Raw genomic sequence first — 18,252 nt, 5'->3', positions numbered from 1 at the left:
TTGATGTGACGACAACAACAGGAAGTGTTACGGGTTGTTTACGATTTCTGCACGGGCCGCCGGTACCAGGGTCAGTCCAGCGGGTGCAGGATCCGGTGCAGGAAGCGGCGGGTGCGCTCCTCGGCGGGGTCGGTGAAGAGCTGCGCCGGGGCCCCGCGCTCCACGACCACGCCGCCGTCCAGGAACAGCACCTCGTCGGCGACCGCCCGGGCGAACGCCAGCTCGTGCGTGACCACCACCATGGTCCAGCCCTCGTCGGCGAGCTCCTTCATCACGGACAGCACCTCGCCCACGAGCTCCGGGTCCAGCGCCGACGTGGGCTCGTCGAACAGCAGCAGGTCCGGGCTCAGGGCCAGGGCGCGGACGATGCCGACGCGCTGCTGCTGCCCGCCTGACAGCTCGTGCGGGTAGGCGTCGCGCTTCTCCGCGAGACCCACCCGGGCGAGGAGCTCCTCGGCCCGGGCGACGGCCTGCGCGCGTGGTACCCGGCGCACCTGGACCGGGCCCTCGATGACGTTCTCCAGAACCGTCCGGTGGGGAAAGAGGTTGTGGTGCTGGAACACCATCGCCGACCGGTCCCGGAGGGCTGCGCGGGTGGCCTGCGGCACGGGCAGCGCGAAGTCGATGGCGGGCCCGCCGTCGAACGCCAGCGTGCCGGAGTCCGGGATCTCGAGGGCGTCGAGCGACCGCAGCAGGGTCGTCTTGCCCGACCCGCTCGGCCCGATCAGCGCGACGACCTGGCCGCGGTAGACCTCGAGGTCGATCCCGCGCAGCACCTGGTTGTCGCCGAACGCCTTGTGCAGCCCGCGTGCGACAAGGAGCGGCGCCATGTCGTCCACAGCGTTGTCCACAGGGCCGTCCACAGGTGTGTCAGTGTGCGACATAGCGTTCCAGCCTCTTCTCCAGGACGTCCTGCCCCGCGGCGAGCACCGTGCAGAACAGCCAGTACACGAGCGCCGCCTCGAGGTAGAGCAGCATGAACTCGCTCGAGAACGCGGCGATCTTCTGCGCCTCGCGGAACAGCTCCGTCACGAGGATGAGCGACGCCAGCGACGTGTCCTTGACCAGCGAGATGAAGGTGTTCGAGAGCGGTGGCACCGACACGCGGGCGGCCTGCGGCAGGATGATGCGGCGCAGGGTGCGCGACCGCGACATGCCGACGGTCCAGCCCGCCTCCCACTGCCCCTTGGGCACGGAGAGGATCGCCGCGCGGATCACCTCGGCCGCGTACCCGCCGACGTTCAGCGAGAACGCGATCACGGCACTCGGCCAGGGGTCCACGACCAGGCCGATCGACGGCAGGCCGTAGAACACGACGAAGAGCTGCACCAGCAGCGGCGTGCCGCGGACGACCGAGATGTACACGCGCCCGATGCCGGAGAGCAGACGGTTGCCGGAGATCCGCATGAGCGCGATCCCGAGCGCGATCGCGAGCCCGATCACGAACGACATCAGCGCCAGCGGGAGCGTCCCCCGGAGCCCACCCATGACGATGGGCCAGAAGGACTCACCGAGGAGGTCCCAGTCCACGGGCTACCTGCCCGCGGTCACTGGGAGACGTCCTCGCCGAAGAACTGCTCGCCCAGGTCGGCCAGCACGCCCTCCTCACGGAGCTCCGCCAGCGCACCGTCGATCGCCTCGGCCAGCGCCTCGCGCTCCGGCGTGACGACGAACGCCGACTCCGACGCCTCCTCGGTCTCCACCGCGACGGCGAGCCCCGAGGCGCCGTGCTCCTTGACGAAGTCGAGGTAGGTCAGCTTGTCGTTGATGGTGGCGTCGACCCGCTCCTCCTGGAGGAGGGCGACGGCCTGCGCCCAGCCCTCGACCGCCTCGACGTTCGCGCCGTTCTCCTCCGCCATGGCGTACCAGTTGCTGGTGAGCGACTGGGCGGCGGTCTTGCCGGCCAGGTCGGCGAGGCTCGTGATGGAGTCGTCGCCCTCGCGCACCACGACGACGCCCGGCGAGACCGTGTAGGGCGCGCTGAAGACGTACTTCGCCTCGCGCTCCTCCGTGATCGACACCTGGTTCGCGATCGTGTCGAACCGGCCGGCGTCGAGGCCGGCGAAGATCGCGTCCCACTGCGTCTCCTGGAACTCGATCTCCAGGTCGAGCTTCTCGGCCACCGCGCGGGCCACCTCGACGTCGTAGCCCGTGAGGTCGCCGGAGCCGTCGGCGTGGAAGCTGAAGGGACGGTAGGTGCCCTCGGTGGCGACGGTCAGCGTCCCGTCGGAGACGAGGCCCAGGCCGTCGTCACCACCGGTCGCGTCGTCCGCACCGGAGCAGGCCGTGAGTGCCAGGACGGCGGCGGCTGCCGTGGCGGTCAGGGCGAGGGCGCGGTTGCGCGTCATGCGAGAGGCTCCGTTCGTGCGTCCCGGGCCCGCCGGGGTGAGGCGGGCCCGAGGCATCGGTCATGTGGATGAGACACATCAACGTAACCGATCCCAGACGGAATCCCGCCAGATCAGCCCGTCATCTCCGTCACACGGTCGCCCGGCAGGCCCAGCGCGGCGTCGAGCACCGCGTCCACGTCCGCACCGCGGCCGCGGTACGCCTCCAGGATCTCCCGGACCGGGCCCGGTGGCAGGCTCAGGGGCCCGGCGAGGACGACGAGCGTCTTCTTCTCGAGCTGCCGCACCCGTTCCCGGGTCACGCCGAACTCCGCACCGAGGTCCTGGAGGGTTGCCGGGTCGCCGGAGGTGAGCAGGCGTCGCCGGAGGATGATGCGCATCCGTTCGTCCAGCGAGCCGAGCGCTGCCGTGAGCAGGGCTGTGGGGTCGGCGACAGGCTCGGGTTCCTGGGCCGCGGCCGCGGCACCGGGTGCGGGCGGCGGGGTTACCGAGAGCGCCGCGAACGTCTGGAAGATCGAGAGCACCGTCCACGGCCCCACCTGCATGGAGCCCAGCAGGTCGTCGACGCACATCCGGTCCAGGTCCGCGCCCGTCCGGAGCGCGTGCCGGCGCAGGACGTTCGTCAGCCGCGGAGCGAGGGGCAGGTCCTGCAGCTCGAGGTCCGGCGCCAGGCGCGGGAACAGCCTGCCGATCGGCACGGCGTTCTGCGTCTCGACCGCCAGGCGGGCGACGGCGGCCAGCCGGGCCACGTCCGCGGGGTCACCCGGCACCGCCCAGGTGGGGTCCGCGGTCCCGTGGAGCCAGGGGAACGCGTCGACCCAGCGTGGGGGCTCAGCGGGAGCCAGTGCATCGGGCATTTAGGGTCCTTCTCGGCGGTCGGTGCACTGCTGAGTCTCCGGCCTCCTGGCACCTCTACGCCAGCGCGCCCTCGGTAAATCACCCATCGCCGAGAGGGCTCACCCCAGGCGCACCTTCGGCTCGGGGAGCGCCGGTGGCCGCTTCGCCGGGGAGGCGTCGAGCAGCCGGAACGCCTCGGACATCGCACGGTCGAGCTGCGGGTCCTCGTCGGAGAAGTAGTCCGCGGGGGTGTGCCGCACCTCGATGTCGGGATCCACGCCGTGGTTCTCGACGCCGAAGCCGGGCCCCTCGAGCCACGTGGCGTACCGCGGCTGCGTGATCGCCGTGCCGTCCACGAGGGAGAAGCGCATGTCGATGCCCACCACCCCGCCCCAGGTCCGTACCCCCACGACCGGCCCCACGCCGAGGGCCTGCGCGGCGGCGTTCACGATGTCGCCGTCCGACCCCGCGTACTCGTTGGTCACGAGCACCACCGGGCCGCGCGGGGCGCGGTCCGGGTAGGTGGACGGCGAGGCGTAGTGCCGCCCCACGCCCCAGCCGACCACGCGCTGCGCGAGCCGTGCGATGACGAGCTGTGAGGTGTGGCCTCCGCCGTTGAACCGCACGTCCACGACGACGCCCTCGCGCCGGACGGCGTGCCGGAGGTCGCGGTGCAGCTGTGCCCAGCCCGAGCTCGTCATGTCGGGGATGTGCACGTAGCCGAGCCGGCCCTGCGACCGGTCGGCCACGTACTGCCGCCGGGACCGCACCCAGTCCTGGTAGCGCAGCGCCGACTCGTCGGCCAGGGGCACGACGACGACGCGCCGGTCCTCCGCACCCTCACGGCGCAGGACCAGCTCCACGGGCTGCTCGGCGGCCCCCACCAGGGCGGGGCCGAGGCTCGCGCCGGCCACGGACCGCCCGTCGACCGCGACGATCACGTCTCCCGGGCGGGCGTCGACGCCTGCGGCGCGCAGCGGTGACCGGGCGTCCGGGTCGGTGGACTCCCCGGGCAGGACCTGGTCGACGCGCCACCCGTCGGCGACGGGGCTGAGGTCGGCGCCCAGGAGGCCCAGACGCCGGGAGGCGTCACCCAGCGGCCCGGCGTGCCGTACGTAGGCGTGCGACGTGTTCAGCTCGCCCACCGTCTCCCACAGGACGTCCTCGAACTCGTCGCTCGTGGTCACGCGCTCGACGAGCGGCCGCCAGCGGGCGGTCACCCCGGCCCAGTCGACGCCGTCCATGTCCGCCCGCCAGAAGTGGTCGCGCATGATGCGGGCGTTCTCGTCGAACATCTGGCGCCACTGCTTCACGGGGTCCACGTCGTGGCGGAGGCGCCCGAGGTCGATCTCCACCGAGTCGGCGTCGTCGTCGCCCGACGACGCCCGCGTCGCCGGCTGCGACGTCAGCGTGCCGCCGGACCGCACCACGAGGCGCTCGCCGTCGCCGGACACCGCGTAGTCGGAGACGTCCGAGGCCACCTGCGTGACCTTCCGTGTCTCGAACGACCAGTACTCGAGCGCGTCGCCCGGCCGCTCGCCTGCGACGCCCGCGCGGCGTGTGCCGAGCACTCCGGCGTCGTCGTCCTGGTGCACCCAGAGCACGCCGTCCTTGGCGGCGCGCAGGTCGCGGTAGCGGCCCGAGGCCACCGGGAAGGGGACCACGCGCTCCTCCGCGCCGTCGGCGTCCAGGTCCGGGGTCACCACCGCGTCCGCCGCGCCGTCCTCCGGCGCCGGCCGCTCGCCGCCGTCGGCCCCCGCCTCGGACGGGGAGCCGCCGGAGTCCTTCTCGTCCTTCGGCGGCTTGGAGAACCGCCTGCCGTCGGCCGCGGGCCCGAACGGCGCCGGCTCCGTCGCCGCCAGGGGGATGAGCCACGGCCGGGTGGTGCCGGTGAACGACAGGCCGAACTCGTGGCTGTCGTACTCGGGGTCGAACGTACGGTCGGAGAGGAAGACCACGTACCTCCCGTCGGCCGAGAAGGCGGGGGAGGAGTCGTTGAACGTGCCCGACGTCAGGGGCGTGACCGCGTCGTCCCCGTCCAGGTCGGCGATGACGAGCTGGTGCAGCTCGCCCTCCGTGGCGGGCGTGGGACGGCTCCACAGGAGGTACCGGCCGTCCGGCGAGAACACGGGCTGCCCGGCCTCGCCCTCCAGCGACGTGTCGAGAACCCGCACGGTCCCCTCGTCGAGGTGGACGAGGCTGATCCGGCCGTCGTGGGAGACGGTGGCGACCCGGTCGCCCGCAGGGTTCGCCGCGAGGTGCAGCACCCGGCCCAGCGCGCCCGACGCCACCCGGTGCGGCGGCTGGGACCCGTCGACCGCGTGGAGCTCCAGGGCGTCCTCGCCCTCGGCGTCGGTGACCAGCACCACGCGGCCCGTGGTGCCGAGCGTCGCGATCTCCCGCACGCGCACGGCGGAGTCGGCGACGAGCGCCCGCACCGGCCCGTCCCGGTGCGTCACCCGGAAGGCGGTGCCGCGCCAGCCGATGACGCTGGTGTCGCCGCCGTGGTCGGGCGCGAGGGCGGTGAGGTGCCGGCGGGGCGACGCGGCGACCGGGCGGGGCGCGACGCCCGCGACGGTCACGTCGATCTCCCGGGGCTCCGCGTCGACCGCGTCGAGGACCCAGAGGCTGCCGCGGCTGTGCCAGACCACGCGGGTGCCGTCCGTGGTCGCGTCGCGCACGTAGCCGTCGGCGGGACCCTGGTGCGTGAGCTGTCGCGGCTCGCCCTCGCCCGGGGTGTCCCAGACCCACAGGTTGGCCTGCTCGTCGGCCCGGTCCGGGAAGCGGGCGGCCCGGTCCGACGTGAAGAGGAGCCGTCCGCCCACCCACATCGGGTCCACGACGGACGCCGTGTCGTCGGGCAGCATCCGCTCCCAGCCGCCGTCGCCGGTCCGGTCCAGCCAGAGCCGGGTGGCCGTGCCACCCCGGTACCGCTTCCAGTGGGCGGGGGTGCGGTAGCCCGCCGAGACGAGGGCCACCGCGCCGTCGTCGGACACCGCCAGGCCCCAGGCCGGGCCGTACGGGAGAGTCTCGACGGCGCCGTCGAGCGCGACCGCGCGCGTGACGGTGAGCTCCGGGTGCGCTGCTCCCGCGTGGCTCGCCGCGACCACGCGGCCTTGCGCGTCCCAGCCGAGGACCATCGTTCGGGAGGCGCCCCACCAGGTGAGCCGCCGGGCGGTGCCCGTCGCGACGTCGGCCACGAAAACCTCGGGCTGCCCGTCGCGGTACGACACGTACGCGACGTGCGCGCCGTCAGGAGAGAGCCGCGGGGTGCGGACGGGGACCCGGTCGTCGGTGAGGCGCCAGGCGCGGCCACCCTCGACGGGGGCGAGCCACAGGTCGTCGGCGGCGACGAAGGCGACCTGGTCGCCGTGGACGGTGGGAAAGCGCAGGTAGGCAGACGTCACCCGGGCCACGCTAGACCCGCGGCCCGCTCGCCGACCATGGAGATTCGCTCCCGGCGGAGTGCGTGTGACGATGGGCCCATGACTGACGTCGCGACGATCGTCGCCGAGGTGGAGGCACAGGAGCGAGAGCTCGTGCTGCGCTCGTTCACGCACGACGACGCCTGGCGCGTGGGGAGCCTGCTCATGGAGCTGGCGACCGAGCGGGACCTGGCCGTCACCATCGACATCTGCAAGGGCACCCAGCAGGTCTTTCACGCGGCGCGGCCGGGCACCACGCCGGACAACGACTCGTGGATCGAGCGCAAGGTGCGGGTCGTGTACCGGTTCGGGGCCTCGTCGTACCTCGTGGGACTGCGCGCCCGGGCCAAGGGATCCGACTTCAACGCCGACCACGGGCTGCCCTTCCAGGAGTACTCGGCCCACGGCGGCGCCTTCCCCGTCCGGGTCGAGGGGGTCGGCATCGTGGGCGTCGTGACCGTGTCGGGTCTCGCGCAGCAGGACGACCACGCGCTCGTGGTGGAGGCGCTGCGCGCGGTGCGGGGGTAGACGGGCGGCGGGTTACCGTGTGCGCCGTGAACGGACTGATCCTCGCCGGCGCGCGCGTCCTCGGCACCGACGGCCTCGTCGACCTGCACGTCCGCGGCGACCGGCTGGCCGCCGTCGTCCCCGCGGGGGAGGTCGGACCCGGGGGCCCCGGCGGGGGCCCGCCCGGCGGGGGTGCGCACGGCGGGGGTGCGCCCGGCGCGGGCGCGGCTGAGCGCGTCGACCTCGACGGGCGCCTCGTGGTACCCGGCCTCTGGGACGCGCACACCCACCTGACCCAGTGGGCGCTCGTGCGGCGCCGCCTCGACGTCTCGGCCGCGACGTCGGCGGCCCACGCCGTGCGCCTCGTCGAAGCCGGCCTCGCCGACCCGGCCACAGCCCCGGCGCCCGGGCAGCCGCTCGTCGGCTTCGGGTTCCGCTGGGCCGTCTGGCCCGACGAGCCCACCGCCGCGCTGCTCGACGCCGTCGCAGGCAGCACCCCCGTGGTGCTCCTGTCGGGCGACCTGCACACCGCCTGGGCGAGCACGGCGGGCCTGCGGTTCCTCGGGATCGAGCACCCCACCGGCCTCCTCCGCGAGGACGAGTGGATCCCGGCCAGCCCGCGCATCGTCCAGGTGCCCGACGACGTCACGGACGCCCTGGTCGTCGACGCCGCCCGGGCGGCGGCACAGCGGGGCGTCGTGGGCGTCACCGACTTCGAGGTGGCGCCGAACCTGGCGGTGTGGCGCCGCCGGGCGGAGCTCGGCTGGGACGCCCTGCGCGTCCGCGCGGGGGTGTGGCCCGAGCACCTGGACGCCGTGCTCGCCGAGGGCCTGCGGGCGGGAGACCCCTTCACGGGCAGCCCGCTCCTCACGCAGGGGCCGCTCAAGGTCATCTCCGACGGCTCGCTCAACACCCGGACCGCGTACTGCTTCGAGCCCTACGCCGGCGCGACGGGGCCCGATGCGCACGGCCTGCTCAACGTGCCCACCGACGACCTGGTGCCACTCATGTCCCGTGCCGCTGCAGGCGGGCTGGAGTGCGCGATCCACGCCATCGGTGACCACGCCAACGCGCTCGCCCTCGACGCGTTCGCCGCGTCCGGTGCCCGCGGGTCGGTGGAGCACGCCCAGCTCCTGCGGTGGTCGGACGTGGAGCGGTTCGCGCAGCTGGGCGTGACGGCCAGCGTCCAGCCGGAGCACGCCATGGACGACCGTGACGTCGCCGAGCAGCTCTGGCCGGGCCGGGCCGACCGCACCTTCCCGCTGGCCTCGCTCGCGCGGGCCGGCGTGCGGGTGGTGCTGGGCTCCGACGCCCCGGTGGCGCCTCTCGACCCGTGGATCGCGATCGCCTCGGCGGTCACCCGTAGCCGTGACGGGCGGGAGCCGTGGCACCCGGAGCAGTCGCTGACGTTCGCGCAGGCGCTCGCGGCGTCGACCGGCGGCCGGGGGACCACCCCGGTGGCGGGCGGGCCGGCGGACCTGGCCGTGCTCGACATCTCGTCACCGGTGGCCGACGCCTCGGCGTCCCTGGCGGCCCGGACCGATGCGCTGCGGACTCTCCCGGTCGCGGCGACCCTGCTCGCCGGCCAGTGGACTCACAGCATCCTGTAAGTATTCACCGCTTTCTGGGGTCGACGCGGCGACAAGGAACTTGTAGCGTGGATGCAACAGCGCACTTGTCCCCCCTTGTCGGTACCTGTCGGTCTTTGTCGACCGGCGGACCCTGTCGGAAGCAGCCCTCGATGCGCATCGCGATCATCGGCGCCGGCTTCGCCGGCCTCTGCACCGCCAAGGTGCTGCGCGAGTACGGCTTCGACGTGGTCGTGCACGAGAAGGCCCCGGACGTGGGTGGCGTGTGGAGCGCCACCCGGCGGTACCCGGGGCTGACCACCCAGAACGACAAGGGCACCTACGCGTTCTCGGACCACCCGATGCCGCGCCGCTATCCCGAGTGGCCGTCCGGCGAGCAGGTCCAGGCCTACCTCGAGAACTACGTGGACCGCTTCGGTCTCGGGGACGTGCTGCGCCTCGGTTCCGAGGTGCTGCGCGCCGAGCCCGTGCGCGGTCCTCGTCCGGTCGGTGCGGACGGCGCCGGACTGGTCGCGCTGGGCTGGGACGTCACCACGCGCGACGTGGCCACCGGCCGGGAGACCACCGAGCGCGTGGATCACCTGGTGGTGGCCAACGGGATCTTCTCGGAGCCCGCCCTCCCGGACTTCGAGGGAATCGAGGAGTTCGAGGCGGCCGGTGGCCGTCTCGTGGACGCCACCGACCTCCACACCGTCGCCGAGACCGTCGGCAAGCGGGTGGTGGTGATCGGGTACGGCAAGTCGGCGTGCGACGTGGCGGTGCCGGTCTCCGACGTCGCCGCGAAGACGACGGTCGTGGCGCGGAGCCTCCTGTGGAAGATGCCCACCCACCTCGGCGGCTGGCTGAACTACAAGTACCTGTTGCTCACGCGTCTCGGCGAGGGCCTGTTCCGGTACGTCGAGCCGGTCGGTGTCGAGCGGCTCATCCACGGCCGCGCCGCACGGGCCCGCGACGCACTGCTCGACGGCGTCCAGCGCGTGGTCACGTCGCAGCTGCGCCTCGAGGAGCTCGGCCTCGTGCCCGACGGGCCCTTCGAGAACATCGCCCGGTCCACGGTCTCGCTGGTCACCGAGGGGTTCTTCGAGCGGGTCGCCGAGGGCCGCATCGAGGTGCTGCGCGACCGGACGGTCGCCCGCCTGCTCGACAAGGGCGGCGAGCCCTGCGTCGAGGTGGACGACGGGAGCATCCTCCCGGCCGAGATCGTGGTGTGCGGCACGGGGTTCCGCCAGGAGGTGCCGTTCCTCCCCGACGACGTGCAGGAGCTGCTGACCGACCGGCGCGGCAACTTCCGGCTCTACCGGCAGATCCACCCGCCGCGGGTGACCGGGCTGTCGTTCGCGGGCTACAACTCGTCGCTCCTGAGCCCCCTGTCGGCGGAGGTCGGCGCCGCCTGGATCGCCGCTCTGCTGACGGGGCGGTACCGGCTCCCGCCGGCGATCCTCATGGACGGCGCGATCGACCGCCGGCTCACGTGGATGGAGGAGCGCACCGAGGGGCGGCACGCGCGCGGCACGAACATCATCCCGTTCTCCATGCACAACGTGGACGAGCTCCTCCACGACCTCGGGACCGGCGTCGGCTGGCCCACCCGCGTGGCGCAGTGGGCCCTGCCGGTCCGCCCGGGCGCGTACCGCAAGGTGCTCCGGCGTCTGCGCCGCAAGGCGCGGCGGGGGACCCCTCGGGTCCGGCGGTAGCGGCGGGTCCAGGGCAATGCCGGGTCACCTCGCTCAGTAGGAACTTCGCGAGGAATGTCCTAGGGTGCGGGTGCTCAGCGGCCTGACCGCGACGGACCGACCCCGAGGAGCACGAGCGTGCGACGGCACACCCCCACCAGCCCGCCCCAGCCCACCCCCCGCCCGGGACGACGGCGAAGCCGCGCCGCCTTCACCGCAGCGGGCCTGGCCGCCGGGCTGGCCGTCCTGGTGATGGGGACGGCCTCACCGGCAGCCGCTGACACCGTCACGCCGGTCGGGTCGTGCCCGGCGGGCGACACGTCGGTCGAGCTGGACGGCAAGCTCGTCTCAGCAGCGGCTGCCGCCCCCGCCGGCTACCAGATCGTGTCGTACTGCGTCAGCGGTCGCGGGGTCGCCGGGCCGGAGGTGCACACGCTGAGCAGCCCGGCCTCCTCGGCCACCGTGCGGCACAGCACGGGCAAGGGCATCACCAGCTACTCGGTGACGTACGCGCCGGCGCCGCAACCCGTCGCCCCCGCGCCCCCGCCTCCACCCCCGCCGCCCGCCCAGCCGACGCCGGACGTGCCCGCGGCCTCTGCCAGCCCGTCCGCGCGGCCCAGCATCTCGGCGGAGCCCACGCCCACGGTCGCCGCCCCGCCCGTCGTCGCGTCGGTGGCGCCGTCCCCGGTTGCCTCGGCGAGCCCCAGCCCGTCGGCGCTGTCGAGCGAGACCGCGGGAGCCGTCGTCGGCCAGGGGCCCGGCGAGGACGAGGACGAGGTGCGGTGGGGCCGCGTGATCCGTGGCGGCATCGTCGCGGTGCTGGTCGTCGCCGCGGGAGTGGGCGCCTTGGTGCGCTACCTGCGCGGCCGTGCCGCACAGCCGCAGCCCGCCCTCGGCTTCGCGGTGCCGGCGCCCGAAGGATCGTTCGTCCAGGCCCACCTCGACGCCCCGACGGCGGCGATGCCGACGGTGCCCGCGCCGGCCGGTCCGCCCGTCCTGCCGACGCCGCCGCTGCCGCCCAACCCGTTCGCCGCGCCCGCTGGGCCCGGCGGCCCGGCGGGGCCGCCGCTCCCGCAGAGCCGGCCTGGCGGGCCGACGATCCAGGGCGGTCCGGGCGGCTACGTCCAATACCCCGGCTTCCCGCCCCCGGAAGGCACCCGCCCCCGCTGACCCATCCCGCTGCTCCGGGTGGTCCGCCTCGAGAACGTCATCAGGTGCCGCTTCCCCCGGGGTCACGGCACCTGATGACGTTCTCGAAGCGGGCTTCTGACGGGGTGGGTCAGTCAGCCAGGTGGTTGACCTCGGCGACGAGCGCCTCCGAGGCTGCCGGGTCGGCCACGTGCTGGACGACCGCTGACCGCAGCCGCGCCCAGTCCTCCTGGTCCAGCGCCGTCAGGAGCTGCTGCAGCTGGCCCGTCGGCACGGGCAGCGCGGCGAGGCGCGCCCGCAGGCCCTCCGGCGTGACGGCCACGGTGAACGTGGCGGTCGCCTCGACCTCGCCGCCCGCGCCCGTCGCCCGCGCGACGACGGTGTGCTCGCCGACGCCCAGGTCACCAGCCGCCAGCACGGCGCCGTTCTCCACCGGCGCGCCGTCCACGGTGAGCTGCACCTGGTCGGCGTCCGTCGCGGAGGCGGCCAGGACGACGTCGGCCCCCGTGTCGAAGGTGCCGCCCGCCACCGGGGCCAGAACCTGGACCGTGGGCGCGTCCGCGGCGGGAACCTGCTCCTGAGCCTGCTTCCAGCCGATGAAGGCGCCCGGCCGGTTGGTGATGATGCCGTCCACGCCCTCGGCCGTGAGCTGCTTCCACTGCTCGGCCGAGTCGACGGTCCAGGCGAAGACCGCGATCCCCGCCGCGTTGAGGTCGGCCACCACGGAGGGACGCCCGGCGAGGGCCGCCGCCGCGGGGTTGTAGTAGGAGACGCCCAGGTCGCGGGATACGGCGACCGGGTCAGCGTGGACCGTCGACACCAGGTACCCCGTGGGGATCTGGGGCGCCCGCGCCCTGGCGTGCCGCAGCACGTTCGCGTCGAAGGACTGGATCACCATCCGGCCCGCGAGCCCGCGCGAGGTGATCATGTCGACGATCCGGTTCACCTCGGCCTGCGTCTCCGGACCCTTGATCTCCAGGAGCATCGCGGACGAGCCGGTCCGCATGAGGTCGAGCGTCTGCGCGAAGGTGGGCGCGGGCTCGCCCGTGAACGCCGGGTTGAACCACGAGCCCGCGTCCAGGGTCGCGACGTACGGCGACTGCAACCGTGCGATGTCGCCGGTGCCGTCCGTGGTGCGGTCGACGGTCTGGTCGTGCATGACCACCGGGACGCCGTCCGCGGTGGTGTGCACGTCGATCTCGACGAACTCGGCACCGGTGCGCATCGCCGCCGCGTACGCGGCGAGCGTGTTCTCGGGTGTCACGGCGGAGTAGCCGCGGTGCGCCGCCGTGACCGGCAGCTCGCCGTCGCCCGCCACCGGGGTCCAGGGCTCGATCTCCGTCACGCGGACGTCGTCCACCGAGATCCGGGCGCCGTCGGCGGAGAAGCCGAGGACGCCGTCGGCCGACCGCTCGATCGTGCCCTCGAGCCGCTCCTGGCCGTCGTAGATCCAGGTGGCATGGGTGCCCTGGACCTCGACGGCGATCCGGACGTCGCGCCCGGTGCCGGCCGCGGACTGCGCCGCCGCCGTGTACGGCACGTTCCACGCGTTGCCCGCGGTGCGCTGCGCCAGCTCCAGGCCGTTCGCCGCGGTGGTCGTGGTCCGCATGGCCGCCTGCCACCACGGCACTCCGCCGCCAGGGGCGATGTCGAGGATCGGGGCGAGCCACCGGGTGCTGTTGGTGACCTGCTCGAAGCGGACCGTCGCCTCGAACCGGTAGTTCTCGAGGTGCGGGCCGAACGTGATGCGGGTGATCGCGCCGGGCTCGCCCACGAGCCGGCCGTCACGTACGGCCCAGCTCCCGGCCACCGGGCGCCAGCCCTCGGGCAGCGCGCCGTTCGCCGTGCTGTTGAAGTCCTGCGTGTACGCCACCTCACCGGGGGCGGCGACGGCGGGCGCCGCCCCGGGCACGGCCGCCAGGAGCGGCGCCGCCACAGCGGCCGTGGCGAGTGCGGCGACGGAAAGGGACAGGGAGCGTCGCGTACGGGCGCGTCGCAAGGTGCCGGGCATGGCTCCTCCTCGAGTCGGGTCGCCCGCGACGCTAGGCACCGGTGGTGGCCGCCGGCTGACGCGTGGAGGAACGGGAGGTGTCGGCTGCCCGACGCCGACACCTCTGGACGGGGAGGAGACCCGGTCAGCGAACCAGGCAGAACGGGTGGCCCGCCGGGTCCGCGAAGACGCGGAAACCGTCGGCCCCGCCCGGCAGACGGGTGGCGCCGATCGCGAGCACTGCGGCCTCCCCGTCGTCGAGATCGGGCACCTGGATGTCGAGGTGCAGCTGTTGCGGCCTGGCCGGGTCGGGCCAGGCGGGCGGGTTGTAGCTCTCCACGCTCTGGAACAGCAGGGCACGGTCGCCGCCCAGCATGGCCATGCCATCGGCGTCGTACGTGACCTCCTCGCCCAGCAGCTGCGACCAGAAGCGGGCGAGTGCCGAGGCGTCCGGACAGTCGAACGTGACACCCAGGACGGTGGTGCCCTGGGCGTCCTCCGCGACGCAGAGGTCGAACGGGTGCCCGGCCGGGTCGGCCAGGGTGTTCCACCTCTCGTCCTCCCGGAGCAGGGTGGCCCCGAGTGCGACGGCTCGTTCCGTGGCCGCGGTGACGTCCGGGACGTTGAGGTCGAGGTGGAGCTGCTGCGGGTGCTCCTGGCCCGGCCACTGGGGCGGCACCAGGTCGGGCGCCGGCTGGAACGCGATGGACCAGCCGTCAGGGGTGCCCAGGGTGAGCCAGCCGTCGCTCTCCTCCTGCTCGACGGTGGCCTCGGTCAGGCTCTGCCAGAACGCTGCCGACGCCTTCGTGTCCGGCACGTCCAGGACGACCGCGTCCACCCGGCCGATCCCGTGCGGTGCGGGGGTGTTGCTCTCGGTCATGATCCCTCCTTGTTCGGTGTCACCAGCGTGCACCGTGCCTCCGACACTCACCCGGGATGGCAGCATGGCCCGGTGCGGGTGGAGCCGGTGTCAGCGGAGGTGCTCGTCCGGCGCATGGTCGACCTCGTGCTGGAGCGGGCAGCGGTCACGCCCCCGGACCAGGCGGTGCGCCTCGCCGTGGACGGCCACCCGTCGACCCGCCCCGAGGAGCTGGCCGACGCGCTCGTCGGTCCGCTGCGCGCCGCGGGGCACCCGGTCGCCCGGATCCGTGCGGACGACTTCCTCCGGCCGCGGTCGCTCCGGCTGGAGCACGGGCACCACGACCCGGACGCCCTCCTCGACGACCGGCTCGACGTCGGCGCCCTCAACCGGGAGGTGTTGTCCGCCGTCGGACCGGGCGGGACGGGGCGCTACCTGCCGAGCCTGCGCGACCCCGTGACCGACAGGGCCACCCGGGCGCAGCCCGTCCCGGCCGCGCCGGGCCTCGTCGTGGTGCTCGACGGGTCCCTGGTGCTGGGCAGGTGGCTCGACCTGGACCTGGCCGTCCATCTCGCGCTGCGCCCCGCGACCCTGCGCCGGCGTACCGGGCCGGACGAGGCGTGGACGTTGCCCGCCTACGAGCGGTACGCGGAGGAGACCGATCCCGAGGGGACCGCCGACCTCGTGGTCCGGGTCGACGACCCGCGGCACCCCGCCCTCGTCCACCGTGACCGATGAGGCTCAGGTCACGGCACGGAGCGCCCGTAGGCCGTCCTCGTCCTCGTCGCCGAAGACCCCCACGGTGCGTGTCACGGTCAGCGGCCTCGCGTCCAGTCCGTCGAGCTCCTCGACCAGGGCTTCGACGCGGAGGGTCACCTCGTCGACGATCCGCTCCACCTCCGCGGGCGTTCGCCCGGCCGGGTCAGGCACGGGCCAGTCGAGGTAGCGGCGACCGGGCAGCACGGGGCAGGCGTCGCCGCAGCCCATCGTGATGATGACGCCGGACGCGCGGACCAGCTCCGGGGTGAGCGGCCGGGGGAACTCGACCAGTCCGTCGAGGCCGCGGCGCGCGAGGACGGAGCGGACGGTGGGGTCGGGGGCGGCGGCGGGCCGAGAGCCCGCCGTGCGGACCCGCAGCCGGTCGCCCGCGAGGTGGCGGAGGACGGCGGCGGCGATCTGCGAGCGGCCCTGGTTGTGCACGCACACGAGCAGCACGTCCTGGGCCCGCAGAGGTAGCGGGTGCAGGGCGAGGGCCGCGAGGCGGTCGGTGGCCAGCCAGGCGGTCACCGCGGGGAGGTGCGGAGTCGCGCCCATCGTGGGCGCCACCATGCCATGGCTCTCCTGGACGAGGCGCCGGACCGTCTCCGGGCCCACGCTGGTGGAGAACTGCTGGGCGAGCGTCTCGGTGATCCGGCCGAGGAGGGCCGGCGTGTCGTCCGGGTCGAGCACCGGGTCGCCGTCGAACCGCGGTGCGGCGAGGGCCGCGACGCCGAAGCCGACGATGCCGCGCGGGGCGACGCGGTAGCGCTGGCGGTCCGGCCGGACGGACGGCGGCCCGTACAGCGGACCGTCGTACAGGGCGCCGATCTCGTCGTCGTCCGCTGCGCGGCTGACCAGGTAGGCACCGCGGCCCACGGGCGCGATCACCCCGACGTCGGACATCGCCTGCAGGTGCTCGAGCGCCTCGGCAGCCGACAGCTCCGGTCCGGCCAGGTCCTCAGCGGCCGACTGGCCGGCGGGACACGTCAGCAGACGGGCGAGCAGGCGCAGCCGCACGGGTTCTGCCATGGCGCGCGCCTGCGCGATCCGGAACTCTCCCGGGTTCATGCCCACCCCCTCCGCTGCCTTGGCGCACGACGACTTCCTCGTCGTCCGGTCGGTGGTCCATGTTGGCCCTTCCGAGCGTGGGAGCGCTACCCCTGGATCTCAGGCGGTGGTCTCCGTGAGGAGCGCGCCGAGGCGTGCCAGACCCGCCGGCACCAGAGAGTAGTAGGCCCATCGGCCGCGCTGCTCGCGGGCGAGGAGGCCGGCCTCCACGAGGATCTTGAGGTGGTGGCTCACCGTCGGCTGGGACAGCCCGAGAGGCTCGGTCAGGTCGCAGACGCAGGCCTCTCCACCCTCGTGAGCAGCCACGATGGACAGAAGCTGGATGCGTGCGGGGTCGGCCAGCGCCTTGAAGGCGTGCGCCGTCTCGGCGGCGGCGGCCGGGTCGAGCACCTCCCGGACGAGCGGCGCGCAGCACACGGTGCCCGACGACGGACGGTCGGCTCGGGCGGTCGTCGTCGCCTCGGCGAGGGGCAGGAGGGGGCGCTCGGTCGTCACGGACATGGCACCATCTTGCCACGTATCGACGTTTGTGGATACGTTGATCTCGAACAACTCATCGAGGTTCTTCGATCTAAGGAGTGAGCATGAGCGAGCCGTCCCGGGAGGGCCTTCCCGTCGTCGTGGTCGGAGCCGGGCCGGTGGGTCTGGCTGCCGCCGCTCACCTGCGCGAGCGGGGCCTCGACCCCCTGGTTCTCGAGGCCGGGGACGGCCCCGGCGCGGCTGTGGCGAGCTGGGGTCACGTGCGGCTGTTCTCGCCGTGGCGGTACGGCGTCGACGCCGCGGCCCGCAGGCTGCTCGCCGGAACCGGCTGGGTCGAGCCCGACCCCGAGGTGCTCCCCACGGGTGCTGACCTGGTGGACCAGTACCTGACACCCCTCGCAGCGGCTCTCGGCGACCGCGTGCGCTACGGCGTGCGGGTGGTCGCCGTCGCCAAGGACGGCGCCGACCGCACCCGCTCGCTGGGGCGTGAACGGCTGCCCTACCTCGTCCGCACCTCCGCGGGCGACGTGCGCGCCGCCGCGGTGCTCGACGCGTCGGGCACCTGGGGGCAGCCGAGCCCGGTCGGGACGTCCGGCCTCGAGGCGCTGGGGGAGCGCGAGGCGTCGGCCTTCCTGACCGGGCCGCTGCCCGACGTGCTCGGTCGCGACCGCGAGCGGTTCGCAGGCCGCCACACTCTCGTGGTGGGCATGGGGCACTCGGCCGCCAACACCCTCCTGGCGCTGGGTGAGCTCGCCCGGTCCGAGCCCGGGACGCGCATCACCTGGGCCATCCGTGGCGGCTCGCCGCGTCGCCTCTACGGCGGCGGAGCGGCCGACGAGCTGCCGGCCCGCGGCCTGCTCGGCACGCGGCTCAAGGAGGCTGTGGACGACGGGCGCGTGGAGCTGCTGACGCGCGTCGGCATCGAGCGGCTGGAGCCGGTCGGCACGCCGTCGGCCACCCCGGAGGTACGCGTGCTCGGGACGGCGCGCCAGGACGGCAGCGACGGCCTGCTCGACCTCACCGTCCACCACGTCGTCAACGCGACGGGCTTCCGGCCCGACCTCGAGATGCTGCGGGAGGTCCGCCTGGACCTCGACCCGGTCGTGGAGGCGCCGCGCGCGCTCGCCCCGCTCATCGACCCGAACCTCCACTCGTGCGGCACGGTGCCCCCGCACGGTGAGTCCGAGCTGGCGCAGCCGGACGAGGGCTTCTACCTCGTCGGCATGAAGTCGTACGGGCGGGCGCCGACCTTCCTGCTGGCGACCGGGTACGAGCAGGTCAGGTCGGTCGCGGCGGCCCTCGCCGGCGACCGGGCCGCCGCCGACGCGGTGGAGCTCGACCTGCCGCAGACCGGCGTCTGCTCCACCGACCTCGGCCTTGCGGCCGACGCCGACGGCACGGTCGCGTCCGGGCTGCTCGACGCGGCCGGCTCGGGGTGCTGCTCCACGAGCGGTCCGCAGCCCGTGACCTTCGGGCTCGCGACGGGAGTGGCCCACGGCCGTGCGGGGGACGCGGCCGTCTGAGGCCGGCCCGGCCCGGCCGGGGACGGGCTGGTACGGAACGGGGCG

General features: G+C 74.2%; 15 protein-coding genes. 6 read left to right on the top strand and 9 right to left on the bottom strand.

Annotated features, from left to right (window positions below; genetic code table 11):
• Nucleotides 1-71 precede the first annotated feature (71 nt).
• The 5 genes from AC060K_RS17495 to AC060K_RS17475 form a co-directional block, all read right to left on the bottom strand.
• On the bottom strand, nucleotides 72-884 hold the full coding sequence (locus AC060K_RS17495) for an amino acid ABC transporter ATP-binding protein (protein ID WP_483766624.1): 813 nt from the start codon (nucleotides 882-884) through the stop codon (nucleotides 72-74).
• A complete protein-coding gene (locus AC060K_RS17490; RefSeq protein ID WP_483766623.1) occupies nucleotides 871-1,530 on the bottom strand; it encodes an amino acid ABC transporter permease in 660 nt (219 codons plus the stop codon). Before AC060K_RS17490 ends, AC060K_RS17495 begins: the two co-directional genes overlap by 14 nt.
• 17 nt (nucleotides 1,531-1,547) lie before the next feature.
• A complete protein-coding gene (locus AC060K_RS17485) occupies nucleotides 1,548-2,348 on the bottom strand; it encodes a transporter substrate-binding domain-containing protein (protein ID WP_483766622.1) in 801 nt (266 codons plus the stop codon).
• A gap of 113 nt (nucleotides 2,349-2,461) precedes the next feature.
• The gene (locus AC060K_RS17480; protein ID WP_483766621.1) at nucleotides 2,462-3,205 is read right to left on the bottom strand and encodes a sigma factor-like helix-turn-helix DNA-binding protein; all 744 of its coding nucleotides are present in this window, start codon (nucleotides 3,203-3,205) and stop codon (nucleotides 2,462-2,464) included.
• A gap of 99 nt (nucleotides 3,206-3,304) precedes the next feature.
• Nucleotides 3,305-6,592 carry a S41 family peptidase gene (locus AC060K_RS17475; protein ID WP_483766620.1) on the bottom strand — a complete coding sequence of 1,096 codons (3,288 nt, stop codon included), beginning with the start codon at nucleotides 6,590-6,592 and terminating at the stop codon, nucleotides 3,305-3,307.
• 78 nt (nucleotides 6,593-6,670) lie between these two features.
• Between AC060K_RS17475 and AC060K_RS17470 the strand changes: the two genes are divergently transcribed.
• From AC060K_RS17470 to AC060K_RS17455, 4 genes are all read left to right on the top strand, one after another.
• Entirely contained in the window at nucleotides 6,671-7,138 is a 468-nt protein-coding gene (locus AC060K_RS17470) for a heme-degrading domain-containing protein (protein WP_483766619.1), read from the top strand.
• 26 nt (nucleotides 7,139-7,164) lie between these two features.
• Nucleotides 7,165-8,727 (top strand): amidohydrolase, encoded by a 1,563-nt coding sequence (locus AC060K_RS17465; protein ID WP_483766618.1) that lies wholly within the window; start codon nucleotides 7,165-7,167, stop codon nucleotides 8,725-8,727.
• 131 nt (nucleotides 8,728-8,858) lie between these two features.
• Complete coding sequence (locus AC060K_RS17460) at nucleotides 8,859-10,400, top strand: flavin-containing monooxygenase (RefSeq protein ID WP_483766617.1); 1,542 nt, start codon at nucleotides 8,859-8,861, stop codon at nucleotides 10,398-10,400.
• A 117-nt stretch (nucleotides 10,401-10,517) separates the two neighbouring features.
• Nucleotides 10,518-11,549, top strand: coding sequence for a hypothetical protein (locus AC060K_RS17455; RefSeq protein WP_483766616.1), 1,032 nt, complete (start codon nucleotides 10,518-10,520; stop codon nucleotides 11,547-11,549).
• Nucleotides 11,550-11,658: 109 nt separating this feature from the next.
• Here AC060K_RS17455 and AC060K_RS17450 read toward each other — a convergent pair whose 3' ends face one another.
• Both AC060K_RS17450 and AC060K_RS17445 read right to left on the bottom strand, forming a co-directional pair.
• Nucleotides 11,659-13,539, bottom strand: coding sequence for a glycerophosphodiester phosphodiesterase (locus AC060K_RS17450; RefSeq protein WP_483766615.1), 1,881 nt, complete (start codon nucleotides 13,537-13,539; stop codon nucleotides 11,659-11,661).
• 124 nt (nucleotides 13,540-13,663) lie between these two features.
• A complete protein-coding gene (locus AC060K_RS17445) occupies nucleotides 13,664-14,398 on the bottom strand; it encodes a VOC family protein (RefSeq protein WP_483766614.1) in 735 nt (244 codons plus the stop codon).
• Between the two features lie 72 nt (nucleotides 14,399-14,470).
• On the opposite strand from AC060K_RS17445, the gene AC060K_RS17440 reads away from it, so the two are divergent.
• Nucleotides 14,471-15,115 carry a nucleoside/nucleotide kinase family protein gene (locus AC060K_RS17440; RefSeq protein ID WP_483766613.1) on the top strand — a complete coding sequence of 215 codons (645 nt, stop codon included), beginning with the start codon at nucleotides 14,471-14,473 and terminating at the stop codon, nucleotides 15,113-15,115.
• Between the two features lie 3 nt (nucleotides 15,116-15,118).
• On the opposite strand, the gene AC060K_RS17435 is transcribed toward AC060K_RS17440, so the two are convergent.
• The gene (locus tag AC060K_RS17435; protein ID WP_483766612.1) at nucleotides 15,119-16,204 is read right to left on the bottom strand and encodes an arsenate-mycothiol transferase ArsC; all 1,086 of its coding nucleotides are present in this window, start codon (nucleotides 16,202-16,204) and stop codon (nucleotides 15,119-15,121) included.
• 99 nt (nucleotides 16,205-16,303) lie between these two features.
• On the bottom strand, nucleotides 16,304-16,705 hold the full coding sequence (locus AC060K_RS17430) for an ArsR/SmtB family transcription factor (RefSeq protein WP_483766611.1): 402 nt from the start codon (nucleotides 16,703-16,705) through the stop codon (nucleotides 16,304-16,306).
• Nucleotides 16,706-16,788: 83 nt separating this feature from the next.
• On the opposite strand from AC060K_RS17430, the gene AC060K_RS17425 reads away from it, so the two are divergent.
• A complete protein-coding gene (locus AC060K_RS17425) occupies nucleotides 16,789-18,207 on the top strand; it encodes an FAD-dependent oxidoreductase (protein WP_483766610.1) in 1,419 nt (472 codons plus the stop codon).
• The last annotated feature ends 45 nt before the right edge of the window (nucleotides 18,208-18,252 follow it).

The sequence above is a fragment of the Antribacter sp. NEAU-D49 genome, assembly GCF_057158775.1.
This window is presented reverse-complemented; position numbering and strand designations above follow the sequence as displayed.

Coding starts and splice junctions, on each gene's coding strand:
- AC060K_RS17425 (WP_483766610.1), top strand. CDS start 16,789: ATGAGCGAGCCGTCCCGGGAGGGCCTTCCCGTCGTCGTGGTCGGAGCC.
- AC060K_RS17480 (WP_483766621.1), bottom strand. CDS start 3,205: ATGCCCGATGCACTGGCTCCCGCTGAGCCCCCACGCTGGGTCGACGCG.
- AC060K_RS17445 (WP_483766614.1), bottom strand. CDS start 14,398: ATGACCGAGAGCAACACCCCCGCACCGCACGGGATCGGCCGGGTGGAC.
- AC060K_RS17470 (WP_483766619.1), top strand. CDS start 6,671: ATGACTGACGTCGCGACGATCGTCGCCGAGGTGGAGGCACAGGAGCGA.
- AC060K_RS17460 (WP_483766617.1), top strand. CDS start 8,859: ATGCGCATCGCGATCATCGGCGCCGGCTTCGCCGGCCTCTGCACCGCC.
- AC060K_RS17495 (WP_483766624.1), bottom strand. CDS start 884: ATGTCGCACACTGACACACCTGTGGACGGCCCTGTGGACAACGCTGTG.
- AC060K_RS17450 (WP_483766615.1), bottom strand. CDS start 13,539: ATGCCCGGCACCTTGCGACGCGCCCGTACGCGACGCTCCCTGTCCCTT.
- AC060K_RS17435 (WP_483766612.1), bottom strand. CDS start 16,204: ATGAACCCGGGAGAGTTCCGGATCGCGCAGGCGCGCGCCATGGCAGAA.
- AC060K_RS17430 (WP_483766611.1), bottom strand. CDS start 16,705: ATGTCCGTGACGACCGAGCGCCCCCTCCTGCCCCTCGCCGAGGCGACG.
- AC060K_RS17485 (WP_483766622.1), bottom strand. CDS start 2,348: ATGACGCGCAACCGCGCCCTCGCCCTGACCGCCACGGCAGCCGCCGCC.